Source organism: Xanthomonas graminis pv. graminis, assembly GCF_030168915.1.
Lineage (GTDB): Bacteria > Pseudomonadota > Gammaproteobacteria > Xanthomonadales > Xanthomonadaceae > Xanthomonas_A > Xanthomonas_A translucens.
Genome location: NZ_CP076255.1, coordinates 212,166 through 226,013, shown reverse-complemented (window position 1 = coordinate 226,013; position 13,848 = coordinate 212,166). Strand labels below are relative to the sequence as shown.

At 58.9% G+C, this 13,848-nt stretch carries 9 protein-coding genes, 1 tRNA gene and 1 pseudogene; 7 read left to right on the top strand and 4 right to left on the bottom strand.

Features of this window, described 5'->3' with window-relative positions:
- Positions 1-104 precede the first annotated feature (104 nt).
- Positions 105-344, bottom strand: a pseudogene (locus KHF85_RS00915) (IS3 family transposase); the annotation flags it as partial.
- Between the two features lie 258 nt (positions 345-602).
- Positions 603-1,472 (bottom strand): WYL domain-containing protein, encoded by an 870-nt coding sequence (locus KHF85_RS00910; RefSeq protein ID WP_284568165.1) that lies wholly within the window; start codon positions 1,470-1,472, stop codon positions 603-605.
- A 113-nt stretch (positions 1,473-1,585) separates the two neighbouring features.
- Here KHF85_RS00910 and KHF85_RS00905 point away from each other — a divergent pair, with 113 nt between their 5' ends.
- Genes KHF85_RS00905 through KHF85_RS00895 form a run of 3 tightly spaced genes read left to right on the top strand, consistent with a single transcriptional unit; the run spans position 1,586 to position 6,444 of the window.
- Entirely contained in the window at positions 1,586-4,642 is a 3,057-nt protein-coding gene (locus KHF85_RS00905; protein WP_284568164.1) for an HsdM family class I SAM-dependent methyltransferase, read from the top strand.
- Positions 4,617-5,345, top strand: coding sequence for a hypothetical protein (locus KHF85_RS00900; RefSeq protein WP_284568163.1), 729 nt, complete (start codon positions 4,617-4,619; stop codon positions 5,343-5,345). The genes KHF85_RS00905 and KHF85_RS00900 overlap by 26 nt, the downstream gene beginning before the upstream one ends.
- Before the next feature lie 25 nt (positions 5,346-5,370).
- On the top strand, positions 5,371-6,444 hold the full coding sequence (locus tag KHF85_RS00895) for a DUF3800 domain-containing protein (RefSeq protein ID WP_284568162.1): 1,074 nt from the start codon (positions 5,371-5,373) through the stop codon (positions 6,442-6,444).
- Between the two features lie 513 nt (positions 6,445-6,957).
- On the opposite strand, the gene KHF85_RS00890 is transcribed toward KHF85_RS00895, so the two are convergent.
- Positions 6,958-7,887, bottom strand: coding sequence for a hypothetical protein (locus KHF85_RS00890; RefSeq protein ID WP_284568161.1), 930 nt, complete (start codon positions 7,885-7,887; stop codon positions 6,958-6,960).
- Positions 7,888-8,832: 945 nt separating this feature from the next.
- On the opposite strand from KHF85_RS00890, the gene KHF85_RS00885 reads away from it, so the two are divergent.
- Positions 8,833-9,977, top strand: a protein-coding gene (locus KHF85_RS00885; protein ID WP_284566970.1) for an IS3 family transposase whose coding sequence is annotated in 2 segments (ribosomal slippage) — positions 8,833-9,085 and positions 9,085-9,977 — 1,146 coding nt in all. Because the reading frame shifts where the segments join, the coding sequence is not laid out codon by codon here.
- Between the two features lie 6 nt (positions 9,978-9,983).
- On the opposite strand, the gene KHF85_RS00880 is transcribed toward KHF85_RS00885, so the two are convergent.
- Positions 9,984-12,077 carry a hypothetical protein gene (locus tag KHF85_RS00880; protein WP_284568160.1) on the bottom strand — a complete coding sequence of 698 codons (2,094 nt, stop codon included), beginning with the start codon at positions 12,075-12,077 and terminating at the stop codon, positions 9,984-9,986.
- Between the two features lie 598 nt (positions 12,078-12,675).
- On the opposite strand from KHF85_RS00880, the gene KHF85_RS00875 reads away from it, so the two are divergent.
- From KHF85_RS00875 to KHF85_RS00865, 3 genes are all read left to right on the top strand, one after another.
- A tRNA-Ile gene (locus KHF85_RS00875) sits at positions 12,676-12,768 on the top strand.
- Positions 12,769-12,829: 61 nt separating this feature from the next.
- Complete coding sequence (locus KHF85_RS00870; protein ID WP_284568159.1) at positions 12,830-13,219, top strand: SAM-dependent methyltransferase; 390 nt, start codon at positions 12,830-12,832, stop codon at positions 13,217-13,219.
- 200 nt (positions 13,220-13,419) lie between these two features.
- On the top strand, positions 13,420-13,779 hold the full coding sequence (locus KHF85_RS00865) for a hypothetical protein (protein ID WP_284568158.1): 360 nt from the start codon (positions 13,420-13,422) through the stop codon (positions 13,777-13,779).
- Positions 13,780-13,848 lie beyond the last annotated feature (69 nt).

The following is a 13,848-nucleotide window of genomic DNA, read 5'->3' as shown; positions in this document are numbered from 1 at the left end:
ATTTCGTAGACATCTTCGGGCCATAATTTCTTATCCAGGAAGTCGGTGAGAGCGGGAAGCGGTACTGAACCGCCCCGGGTTTCCCGAAGGCCCCTTGGTTTGAGTCACGTCGACATGACGGACTCAGGGGAGTACGAATAGTAGTTGGCCTCAGCCTTGGTCGGCGGGATATTCACGATCGGCTCAAGCAATCGGCGGTTGTTGAACTAGTGGACACAGTTGAGCGTGGCCCACTCGACCTCCTCGCGCGTTCGCCAGGACGACGTGCGATGGATGATCTCGGCCCTGTAGAGGCCGTTGATGGTCTCGGTCAGCGCGTTGTCGCAGGAGCCCCCCCCCCCCCCCCGCGCTGCCTACCGAATGCGGATCCGCGGGTGGCTTTCCGTGCTCGAACGCCCGATTTCTTCACTGAGCAGTGGCGGCCGTCGATGGCACGGCTATTCGGCGTACAACCCGACTGTCCTCATGCGCCTGCTGGAGGTCTTCCGCGTGAGCTACAACTAGGTGCTGACAGGTGCTGATGGCCAGACACCAGTCATGGGATTAGGTGTCGCGGATCAACCGGTGACGCTGAGCGACATCATTGCGTTCATGCCACCGCATCAGTCGTCGACGAACGCGTAGTCGCTGGCCACCTTTGGATCGAGCAGCGCGATACGGCGATGGTTAGCGTGCTTGTCCGGGAGATCCAAGCGGTGTGCTTGAAGGAAGTACTTCACGAGGCAAGTGCGCAGCGGCACCGCCCAGCTGGTGACTCCGCCTTTTTGGCGCATGCCGTATTCCCGCACGATCGCATCGTGTTGGCTCGCAGACAGCGAGCTGGTCGGCACCACGTGGACGGTGACCTTCTCCTGCCATCCCACATCCGCGCTCGGCGGATGCGGCGCCGGATCCGTGAAGCTCTTGGCCTTGATGATGCGAGTCAAGACGAAATCGCCAAACCGTTCCTTCCGATCGTCGTACGCCCGCACATGCCATCGCCCGTTAGCAAAGACCAAGGCGTGGGGGTAGAGCGTTCGTTCCGCGGGATCTGCTTCCGAGAAGGACTGGTAGCGCACGCGTGCACCATGCCCCGACTTCAGGGCAACGATGATCTCGCGCAGCACGGCGCGCTCGATCTTGCCTACCGACTGCGGCAAGGTTTCGGCCACCACGGGCGGCCCCGACCTGAGCATGACCAAGCGATCACCGCTCAAGGCATAGGCGTGTAGCAAGGTGAGGTATTCATCGACATCGCCTGTAGCGTACGCTGCCACGAACTTTGGACTGATGCGCCAGGTGCGCTTTTCGGCGTCATAGACCAGATTCTTGCTGTGCTTCTTGCGATACTTCGTGATCTCGCGCGTGACGTGGTTGTCGCTCAGCTTGAATGCTTCACTGACAGCCCGGCGCCGAATCCTGCCCTCCCACAGGAGACAGGTCTCGATGAAGCGAAATCGCTGCAACTCAATGACTGTGGGCCCCGCGACCATCTTTTTCTGATCCTACGCAAGACGAGTAGCTCGCTCGTCGCAAGGTTAGCACGCATGTTGCGTGGCGCAATTAGGGTAGGTACCATGGTGCGAACCGCCATCGGATGCCACACGTGATCGCACGCCCGCTCCAGCGCTGGCTTGATGCCTGGGGCTACTCGGAGGCGCCTGAGGCGCTGCACGTGTCGGTGTCCGGCGTTCCTGCGGATCACGTGTACCGGCGTGAGATCGAGGACCTGCTCGATCCCGAGGGCGCGATTCGCGCCCGCGCTGTATTCAGCGTCGACGGCGTGCCCGCCATCTGCTTCCTGACGGCCGACGGCCGCCACGACGACCAAGCCGCCTTTCTCGCGATCCGCGAGCGCATCTGGAACCAGAACCTGGTGTCGATCGTCTTGACCGTGGATGACGATCAGGCAATGGCTTTGCCCGTGCTGTCCCCAAAGCTTGCGGGGGTCAAGCTTGCCTTCGCTGACGCATCGACGGCGAGTGAGTTCTCCCGCGCCGACGTGCAGTCAGGCCAGGTCTTCGTGCGTCGTCCGGACTGGTTCTCCCCCGAAGACCGCGTCGATCGTGTGCTGCTGGCGAACCTGCAGGTGATGGTGCAGGAGTTGGTCAAGCACGGACTGTCAAAGACGGAAGCGCAGCTACTCATGGCGCAGGTCATGTTCGTGTCTTATCTCGAACAGCGCGACATCGTCGGCGATCGGTACCGGAAGGAACATCAGCTTGAAACGCTGTTGACCCTGACGGGCAAGGGTGATCGCCAAGGCGTCGGCGCGCTGCTCGCGCACTTGAAGGACGACTTCAACGGCGACCTTCTGCCGCACGAGCCGGAAAGCACGGACTTCTGGAAAAAGCTCCCCAGCAAAGCGTTCTCGCAGCTGCACGACTTCCTGCGACGCATGGTGCTGGAAAATCAGCAGCACGATTTCTGGACCTACGATTTCCGCTTCATCCCGGTGGAGCTGATCTCGGGCATCTACGAGTCGTTCCTGGCGGACGACAAGAAGGTGGTCGGGGCGTACTACACGCCGCGCCATCTCGCGATGCTGGTGGTCGACCTGGTATTGGTTGGGTCGACGGATCCGACGCAAGAGCGCATCTACGACGGCGCGTGTGGGTCCGGCATCCTGCTGACGACGGCGTTTCGGCGACTGCTGACCCTGCAGGAAGCCAAGCGGGGCGAGCAGCTGCCGTTTGGTGACCGCGTCAAGCTGCTCACCAAGACGATCTTCGGTTCCGATCTCAACGAATCGGCGTGCAAAGTCACCGCGTTTAGTCTGTATCTCGCGGTCCTGGAAGGGCTGAAGCCGGCCGACATCTGGGTCTTGACGCGTGGTGGCAAGTCGAAGCTTCCAAAGCTCACCGGCAAGAATCTCTACGGCGGTGAAACCGGGGGCGACTTCTTCTCTGGCGACAACCCGCTCGCCAGCACCCCGCAGTTCACCGTCTTTCTCTCCAATCCTCCGTGGGTGGAGCCGAGCAAGAGCGTCGAACTCGCGAGCGATCGATGGGCGCACAAGGAAGGAGTCAAGATTCCGCGGCGCAATACCGCCGGCGCCTTTCTACTGCGTGCCACGGAGTGCGTCCAGCCGGAGGGCACGCTGTGCTTCATTCTGCCGGTCAGTCTGCTCGCGGCACACACCAGTAGGGCGTTCGTCCGTGAGGTGTTGGAACGCTATGAAATTCTCTCGCTGATCAACTTCGGTGATCTGCGCAAACTGCTGTTCGCCGCTGCCCGTCAGCCGTGCATCGTCCTGATCGCGCGGCCGCGGCCACCGGGCCAGTCGGCTCCGACGCCCACAGAGACCATCCAGTACTGGGTGCCGAAGGCGGACATCAGCTTCGCATTCGGGCGCCTGACGCTGCATGGTAGTGATCGCCATGTGGTGCGTGCCCAGTCACTCGCCCATAGCAACGAACTGCTGACGACCCTGTTCTGGGGCGGTCCTTCCGATGTCGCCTTGCTGGCCACGCTACGCGCCCCGGGCACGCTGGGCGACTTCCTGGACGCGACTGAGGGATGGAACGACCCGAAGGGCTTCCATGCGCTGGACAATTCGATTGAAGACCCGGTGTCGTCGAAGCCGCTGTGGAAAGCGCCGTACCTCGACGCCCGAGCGTTCGTGATGGATGGTCCACTACTCGACAACGCCGTGCTCAAGCCGTTCCCGAAGTCAGCCATCCGCGAGGTCAGCCGGCTGAGTCACGATGTCATGAGCGCGTTCACGGGTCCGCGGATCGTGTTCAAGGACGGCATGAGCACCGATCGTGGCGTGTGTGCGGCTTACACCTCTGCACCGTGCTCCTTCAAGCACAGCGTCGCGGCGATCATCGCACCGGTTGGTCAGGAAGATCTGCTGCGCTTCCTTGCTCTGTACCTGCAGTCGGATATGGTGCGCTACGCGCTACTGCTGACCGCGTTCCAGGTGGCATTTGAGCGCGAGCGCGTCACGAAACGCGACATCACGGGCCTGGCGTTCCTGCCGCCCGATCAGCACGCGAACCCGACGCGCGCGTGGGCGATCGTTCGCGAAGTCAGCAAGCAGCTGAAAAAGATTGAGCGTGCATCCGCCCTGACGCGCGCTCACCAGTACGACCAATGGAAGCCGGAAGCGCAGGCTCTGATCGCGGAGTACTTCGGTCTATCGTCTGCGCAAAGCGCACGAATCAATGAGGTTGTCGAACTGGTGCTCGACAGCGTCCAGCCCAATGCGATCGCATCGCTCTACACCCCGCTGCAGCATCGGCCCACTCAGGCCATGGTGCAGACCTACGCCAAGACCTTGGTCAACGAGCTCGGCCTCTGGCGCGACGCGATGCAAGGCGAAGGCCGCATCCAGGCATCGTTGATCCTTAGCGAGCGCTCGGCGCACGGTCCGCTCGGCATTTTGCGTCTGACGCCAACCGCCGCCGCCGGCCCCAACCTCGCCGTGAACGTTGACCAGTCCGATGCTGCGGTGCAGGCGTTGATCGCCACGCTGCAACGTGAACAACTCATTCCGGCTCAAGCCAGCGAAAACCTCTATCTGGCATCGGATGTAGTGATCCGGAACGGAAACACGCTGTACCTGGTCAAGCCGCTCCTACGCCGCTTCTGGATGGTGGGAGAAGCCCTTCGCGACGCAGAAAGGATTGTGCGTGCCACCCAAGCCAGCCATCACTAAGTCGACGCGGATCTCGACGCCACACGATCCGTGGACGGCGCTGTTTCCCGCCGAAGAGCCGCAGCGAGCCACGCGGTTTCTTGTCGAGACGTGGGTCGCCTTGACCGCGCGTGCGCCCCGGCAATTTGCATCCAATCTCAGCGAGCCAAAGCTGACGGAGCAGTTCTGGATCTATCTGAACAATCTGTCCTCCCCCGAAGGCAGGCTCACCGGATTCTGGAATTACGAGACACACAAGCTGGCGTTTGATCTGGAGCGAGGCGAGATGATCAAGCGCATCCGCACCGATATCGACTATTTGTCCAACGCCGGCGGGGCGCGGATTGAATTGACGTTCGAGTTCAAAAAGCTGAAAGCGACGAGCAACAGTTGGCGCGCCTATCAAGGCGTGAGCGGCATGCGCCGTTTCGTGGATGGCTACTACGCGAGGCATGCGCCTGTCGCTCTCATGGTGGCGATGACCGTCGACGACACGAAGGCGTGTGTCGATGGGTTGCGTCGCTCGCTGCAGAACTCCGGCAAGCGAACCGATCTGTGCATGCTGCCCGACGCCGCGGGACGCTACATTCGCGACCCGTCGGAGATCTTCGCGGGAAGTGCTACGTTCGATACCGAACACAAGCGGCCAGAAGATCAGGCCCCGCCGCAGGGTGCGACCACACTGGCGCACATCTTCCTGCCGCTCCCACCCAAATTACGCTAGCGGCCTGACCGTTCGGGTGTCGCACATGCACGTCTATTGCGATGAGTCTGGCAATACCGGTACTAACCTGCTGGACCCCAATCAGCCGGTGTTCGCACTTGCCTCGACGACGCTCGACTTCGCGGCGGCGAAGAGCCTGGTCGACCCGCTGCTGATCAGAGGTCAAAAGGAAGCGAAGTACGCCAAGGTGAAGAGCTCCGCGCAAGGACGCTCCGCGCTGATCAATCTCTTCAAGTCGTCCCTGTTGACCCCGGCGGTAGCCACTATCTTGATGGCCGACAAGCGCTTCTATCTCGCGGTGCAGCTGGTCGACAAGCTGATCGAGCCGCCGATGCATGAGGCTGGTATCGACCTCTATGCGCGGGATGGCGCAGTGAATCTGGCGAACCTCTGGCACTACGCGGGCAACGACATTTTTCGCAACGGGGGCTGGGAGCAGCTGCTGCTGGCCTTCAAGGACGCGCTCCAGCTGCGAACGCAAGAAGCGTTCGATCGCTTCGACAGGATGGTGATCGCCGCGGCGCATGATGTCGCTCCGGAAATGAAGCATCTGGTCGTCGCGTTGTTGCAGGCTCAAGGTCGATTGCCCCAGTTTTTGGGGATCTTCCCGCAAGCCGCATTCGACCCCGCGGTGGACGTGTTCATCATGATTATCTCCATGCACATGGAGACCGAACAGGGTTGGTTCGATGTGACACACGATGCGTCGAAGCCGCTCGTGCAGCAGGCTGACCTGTTGATGGCACTGATGACGCCTAACGCGGACCCAACGGTCCTAGGCTACGGTGATCGGAAGATGGAGCTTCCGCTACGCGTGTCGTCCCTGAGCTTCGGCAACTCGGTGGACCTGCCGCAGTTGCAGCTTGCAGATCTCCTTGCCGGATGCGCTGTGGATTGCCTGCTGGCTATCAGCGGCAAGCGCGAAATGCTGCCCTTCCACCGTGAGGTGCTCAGCACGCCATTCAATGATCTATTCGCCGGCGGCATCTTGCCATCGCGGGTAATCGAGCCGACGGCGCCACCAGCGGCCGGCGAGCGCAGTCTGGTGGACGGCGCGAAGCAATTCCTGAAAGGCGCGGGCTACTTTTCCTCCAAGTGAGCGGCGATCTGCTATAGCAAGATGCGGCTATGACCAAGCGCTGCACCCGACTGGACTTGCGAATACCGGCGTGATCGTTCGCAACGATCACGCCCCTGGTGCTTACTTTGGTCAAAGCGCTGGGCTTATAACCCAGTGAAAGCACGCGCCGGATAAGCGCGTCTAATTCGGTTCGATTCCGACCAGGGCCACCACCCTGTTGCTACAAATGCTCAGGTGATCGAGCTGCAGCGCACCAGTGCGGCCCACAGCGACCGCGCGCACTGCGGACACCTAGTGATAACCATTCACGAAGGCTTGGCTAGCACCACGTAGCAGCTACGCAAGACAGCTACACCTGCAGGGCATTCTGACTTTGGACCAGCTCGCCCTCTATGCGAGAGGTTCCCACAGGGGAAGCCACGCGCGGGTATGGAGATTACAAGCTGCGCTGAAGGCGCAGCTTCGGATCCAGAGCTGCCCTAGGGATGAGCGGCGGTAGACTTGCCGCTCAGCAGGTGAGCAATCGCTCGGTCAGTGTGGCCATCCGGCGTAGCGAACGCCGTCGAAGAAGGCCGGTCCGACCTCGAACTGAAGTGTGCCATGCTCTCGCATGATCCTGGCTGCCGCCTCAGTGCTGGCGTAGTCGCTGAAATCGATCAGATAGCCATAGATCATCTCGCCACTGCTGCCATCGAGCGGCATCTCCTCGACGTCTTCAAGGTCGCCGACCTCGTCAACCTTCCAGCCGAGCAACTCAGCATAGGCTTCAGCCCTGCTGCGAATCGGAGGTTCGCCGAAGTCGTCATGATCTTCATCCCAAGGCGCCTTAAGCACTCCGCCAGTTACCTCATATTCGATGTTGCTGAAGCAGCGCCTTCCGAGTCTTTTCGCGGTCACGGACGCCCGAAAATCTATTTTTGTGCCGGCATAGGGGCGGTCTGGATCATGCCGAAGACTCACATGTCCTGGTACGCTCTCCTTCAGAGACGACCCTACCTGGACACGTTCAAGGTCGATTTTCAGCTCAAAATAGACCTCTTCCAAGCCATCGTGATTGGCTTCGTCGATCTGGCCGTTGATGCGCCCATTGTTGGTTATGACGTGCTCAATCTGCGCACGAATGTAGTCTTCGAGATCGCCGTACGAGCGGTGTAGCACAGTCCCAGCGAGCCGATGTGCGAATGCTTTGGTCAGGAAGTGGATAAGCTGGGCAGGATTGCATTCGATGCCAAGTTCAGCGGCACGTTGCGTCAGGCAGGCGCGATCAAGCACCACGTGGCGGACTTCTTTGAAGTTCTCGAGTTCTTCATCGGAGGCTTTGGCCACTTGGTAGGCAGCAAGCGTCTTGTAGCCAAACGCTGCGACCAAGAGCTGCTGTGCGTTTCCATGCTTGATGGAGACGGCTGCAGCGCCGCTATGAAAACGGAATGAGTGGGTGATGTCAGAAAGGCCAATGTTCACACGATTTTTCCATGGTGATGCGCTGGACCAATCGAGCGATTACTTGGCCGGCGCCCAGGGATATCGGGTGATGGCTGAAGTCGGTAACGCAGTTACGAATAAAGCAGTCAGGTTGGAGCCGCTCGAAGCTCAGGCCGACGCAGCCCGGGGCGAAGCCCTGAGTACGATACTGCCCTCAATGCCCGGCGCGCGCAAGTAGTTTTTCCTCCAGCCTGCCCAAAAGGCGAACTTGAGGCAAAAAACTCGCCTATCGGAAGGCAGCGTGTGGGCGGAAGCATAAGTTGGCCGCGGGACTAAAGCATAAGTTGGCCGAAACAGACAATCCTTGCATCCGCCGACCGTAAGCCATTGAAAGGTATAGACAAGGGTCCCAGCCAGGCCTTGTGAGTGGATCCAATGCCTTAAGATCTAGTGCTAGCTGTCCGCAGGTTTAGAGCAGACGTTCTACGCGACATCCAATGGTCTTGAACTTGGCTGTGGCAGTCGGTGTTCGACGTCGCCAGACGCGCGCCCCTCCGGCTAGCCTCGCGCTTGGAAGGTCGGAAGGTCCGCTGGATGTTTGGCAAAGCCGGCCGCCACGCTACAAAGCCGCTCAACCCGGTCATACATCCCTGAGAAGAGTACAAAAGGATCCGCCCGCTCGGGCGGATTGCCGTGCTCATGCAACGATGCACTCAGTCGAATCGTCTCGACTATACCTCTCGAGGTCGAATGGGAATGAAGCCTCAGCAGGCGCGTGTGGGGGTCTACGGCCATCGGCAGCCGATGGACAAGTTTGTTTCTCATGTCTCCCAGCTCACGCAGCCGCTTGGGGTCAGTCTTTGTGCCCCAGTTGGCAAAAAGATGTCGCGCTATCGGATCCAGAAGTTCATCAACCTGTCCTGGTCTAATTCTCGTGGACACCTCGATAGGGGATGATCATCCCCAGCGAGGACTTTGAACGACATGACGCCCCGTATCCGTAGAAATTTCGATACCGCCTTCAAGCTGCAGGTGGTGCAAATGATCCGCGACCAAGGCCTGAGCGTGGGTCAGGTGTGCCGCGACCTGGACTTGGTCGATAGCGCCGTGCGTCGCTGGCTGGCCCAATACGAGGCCGAGCATGCCGGCCAGCCTGGGCAAGGTCGGCCCCTGACCCCCGAGCAGCAACGCATCCGTGAGTTGGAACGGGAGAACCAGCGACTGCGTGAGGACAACAGCTTGTTAAAAAAAGCATCGGCCTTCTTCGCCCGGGAACTGAAATGATCCAGCAGATGATCGATCAGTGGCAGGAGAAGGCCGCAACCGCCCGGCTGTGCCAGCTGCTGGGCGTGAGCCGCTCGGGGCTGTATGCGGCCCGTCGGCGGCGCTCAGCACCGAGGGCGTGCACGCTCGCTGCGCCATTGCAGACGGCGTTCCAGGCCAGCGGCGGCAACTATGGCAGCCGCCGGCTGAGCGCGAGCCTGAAGGCCCAGGGTCTGCCCGCCAGTCGCCATCGAGTCCGCCGCCTGATGAAGCAGCAGGGACTGAAGGCGCGCTGGAGGCGCAAGTTCGTCCATACCACCGACAGCCGACACGAGATGCCGGTGGCGGACAACCATCTGGATCGGCGCTTCAACCCGGACGCCCTCGACCAGGCCTGGGTGGCCGATATCACCTACATCCGCACCGAGCGCGGCTGGCTGTACCTGGCCGCGGTGCTGGACCTGTACTCGCGCAAGGTGGTGGGCTGGGCAATGGCACCGACCATGCCGGCCGAGCTGGTCTGTACCGCCTTGCAGATGGCCATTGCCCTGCGCCAGCCCAAGCCGGGGCTGATCGTGCATAGCGACCGCGGCAGCCAGTACGCCAGCCAGGCCCACCGCGACCTGCTGACCAAGCACAAGCTGGTGGCCAGCATGAGCCGCAAGGGCAACTGCTGGGACAACGCGGTAATGGAGCGGTTCTTCCTGAGCCTGAAAATGGAGCGCGTCTGGCAGCGTCGCTACACCAACCCCAACGAGGCCATCGCCGATATCACCCACTACATCGTCGGCTTCTACAACACCCACCGCCTGCACTCCACCCTCGGCTATCGATCTCCAGCCGACTACGAGAAAGCCACTACCTGAAACCCCCTATCCACGTGTCCACCAAAACTTGACCACAACACCAAGGTGGTCCAATTCGTCGTCCAACTCAATCAGTTTTGACCGAAGCGATTTCGTCCGTTGCTCGACGAAGTGCAGAAATCCAAAGGGATTCTCGAAGATGTCAGCGTAAACGCGGATATCATCGATCGATACTGACCAGACGGGGTCTCCTCCCATCGAAAGCCCAATGTCTGAAAGCTTCTGTGATTGTGCAGCAATTTCCGTGAATGGATCTAGTGTGATAGCAAGTAGTGTTGTCTGCCTGTAGTCAGTAAGGCTAACCCGGTCAATCTCATTCTTCTGGACATCGAAGAGCGCTACTTCCTTTGCTGACCCAAGGTAATTTAGGAAGCGAGTTCCTTGCTTTGCCGGGTCTTCTACTAAGGCTTTCAGAGAACTGATGTGGGCTTCAGCATCAGTTGCTGGAGAGGTGTAAGTGAATGCCCCGGACTTCACTTCGACGATAAATAGGTGGTCGTCGAAAGTAATAAGACCATCAAGTTCACACCATTTTGCAGCCTTGCCTGACTCGCTGACATTATAGTAGACGCCTTTCAGGACACGTGCGCCTGGAAGTATTGCTTGCAAGTATGCAAATGGAAGTTCTTCTGTGACCAGCTTTCGCCCGTCTATCCATTGCTGTTTCTCAGCTCCTCCTAACGCAAAAGCGCGCTTCTCAATCTGTCGATAGATCCTGTCGAACAGTGTCGAGGAGTCATAGAAGTAATGCTTGCCATCCAGACTCAGGAATGGGCGTTTAAAGGTAGGCCAGACTCTGAGCGGCCATCCCTTGAATTTTCCTTCAGAAAAGAAGTCGCCATCCTCTCCCGGCTCCCACGAGAAGTCTCTTTTGAATGAGATCGGGAGATTGCTGTTCTTCTCAACGTCCAGTAGGTCGGAGCCAAGAAGCATGCCGAATGCGCGCTCGCCTTCCTCACGCAACCCGTGTCGTTCCACCGATTCGCGAAGCATTTCAGCAAAGTCACTTCCATGCGCCACGCCATATTCGATGTCCGATTGCAAATGCGCCAGACTATTTTCCCTGAATTGATGCATCGCGCTGAAAGCGTCTGACACACCAAAGGTCTGTGCGTACTGGAGTTTTTCGAGCTCATCGCAAAGCTCATCGCTAGTGATGCCGTACAAACTTTTTACGATCGAGGACTCGGGCAGTAGGAGATCGCGAAGTGTCAAAACTTGATGAACTTGATACTGGGTCGCCTTGACGTTCGCCCAATATAGCTGGGACTGGAATTGGAAGTACTCCATGGCAGGTGTAATGTCTGGATCCGCCTTTCTGCGTTTGGCTGTTGCGGCAAGAAAGTAGCTTGAATTCAGTTTGGATAATATCTCATCAACGAATGACCTGAGGCTTGTCCAGTCTTCATCACTCACAGTTGTCTTTTGCTCAGCGTCTCGCGGATAGCCGGCTATAAGGCTTTGGACGTAGTCGACCATTCGTTCTGCCAATACTTCTGATTGACCGACTTCCGACTCGCTTTTAACTTGGAGCATTGCACTCGCTCGCGTCCACCACGCTCGATGCATGAGTTCCAGCGGAGGAAGTGTGGATACCAGTCTTCCTGCGGAATCGACCAGCATGTCGATCTCCGCGACGATTCTATCGTAGTCTGCGGCGAGCTGATCCTGAAGTGCTTCAAACTGGCCCGGCGCAAAGTTCGTCTTGGCAACTATGTGTCGCCCAAATCGTGCCATTTGGAATGGCCCGTTTGAGAATGATTCATCGGGGCGAGTTGGCCGTCTCTTCTTGCTATTCCCTTTCATTTCTATCCTCCTATGACCATTGTGGCTTTTATGTTTTTTCGCGTTGATCTGATCTAGTTTCTGGAATTGGCCGTCAGGTAAGCGGGTCGTTGGCGGAACATAGCGGAAGCTGCTCCCTTCATAACTGACTCGCCAAGACAGTGGCTGAGCGCGAAGGCGTCTACGACAATCTGAGCGTTTCAAGCGGTGCAGTCGCTCACACAGAAGCCCTAGCATCGCTTTAGCAAAGCATAAATTTGGCGCGCCGGCCCATATCAGCGGCGACCACGGTACATCACGTTGATTTTTCGACATTTTCTTTCGGCAGCGTCACTTCGATCGATTCGGCCTTCCAGGGCCGCCCTGACGGTGTTACCTACTGGAATCAACGTCGGGCGGCTCCGACGCCTGCTATCACAATGCTCCGGAGCCACCCCGGACGTGAGGGTGCAGGTGGGGCGGGACGATAGAAGACCTCAGATGAACGGGGCAAGCGTGGCTAGAACAAGCCCCCCTGCCGGCTTGGTAAGGATGCCTATGATCTGCTCGCTCGCTCAGTTTGCCCACGTCAGGAGACCAGCACCGTAGCGCCGCCTGCTACCCAATGCCCGCCGTCTTGATGGCCATATGCAGGGGTATCATCTGTTTTAAGTGTATGGCCAGGACACGGCGAAACGAGTCTCCCTGGGGCCCGACAAGGATGGTGACCTGACAATCAGCGCCGAGCACTGGCTTCCTGTGCTAGCGAAGAACTCGCTTCACGCGCATCCTTTTGGGACACCGGGCTTATAGCCACTTCCAGACACCGAAAAGCCCGTCCCACCAAAGATCGAAGATGTGCTAGATTTCCATCATATGCAGACTCCGCGCTACCAGAGCTACCACCGAATACCGGCGTGATCGCAACGATCACGCCCCTGTAGCTCAATTGGTAGAGCAGCGGATTTATATCCCGTCAGCGCCAGATAAGCGGCAAGTGCCGGTTCGAGCCCGGCCAGGGGCACCACCTGTTCGCGTCCTCGCAGATGACGCGTTGAAATGCCTTGCTTCCGTCTGGGCCTCCATTCATGCGCTTCTTTCTCGATACCGAATGGGCCGACATTCTGGGCTCTGAGCTCGTCAGCATTGCTCTCGTGGCTGAGAATGGCGTTGACTACCTCTACGCCGAACGAGAGATCTTGCCGGCGCGTCCGACTGACTTCGTTCGCAGCGTTGTCTATCCACTGCTGGATCGGGACAAGTCGGTCCTGTCGGATCAGGCAATGACCATGCGCGTACGCGGTTTTCTCAACTCCGCAAGTGCTCCAATGATCTTTGCGGACTACGCCAACGATCTTCAGCTTCTGCACTACGTGCTCGCGGGCTTCGATCTACCCGATACCCAAGTCTCTGCGTGCGGCCCGACACCTCGGGCGGTGATGTGCAGATCATTCACGACAGGCCGACGGCGACATTGATGGAAGCCTACTTTGAGGCTCATCCTGCAGTTCGGTCCAGACGACACCATGCCTTGGTCGATGCAGAGGCACTGCGAGTGGCATGGCATGTCTCTACCGGTCGCGTGCCATGCCCCGCATGGGGCGTTAATGCTATGGCACGAGTGAGCGCACACCTTAGCTAACCATCGCAAGCAGAACCGTGCGGAGAGAGAAGCGGCATGAACGACCTCGCAGACGAACTAGATCCGCAGTACCGATCATGGCTGTTGTCTCAGGCTGTGCCTCAGGTATGGGCTGCAACGTTTTCCCTCCATCTTGATAAAGGCGAGGGCACAGCAATCGCGACAGCAGATGCTGCCGCCAGCGTGGTGAAAAGGCTAAAGGATGAACCTGCGCTCCCTCCAGAGGACGTTGTTGCCAAGTCGGGCTTCGTCTTTTCCTTCGACGATTTTCGGGGCTGGTACCGTGTCACTCATCGATTGCAACAGCCCAGTGGCTCGATCTACCGAGATCCCACTGATGCTGAGATCGAGCAAGCCTTCGAGAGCTACCAACAAAGCCGCAGTGACTTCTACTAAGGTCTGGGAACACCAGGCCGATCTAGCCGCAAGGAGGTCATTGCACTCGCAACCGCCGCCATCGGTATG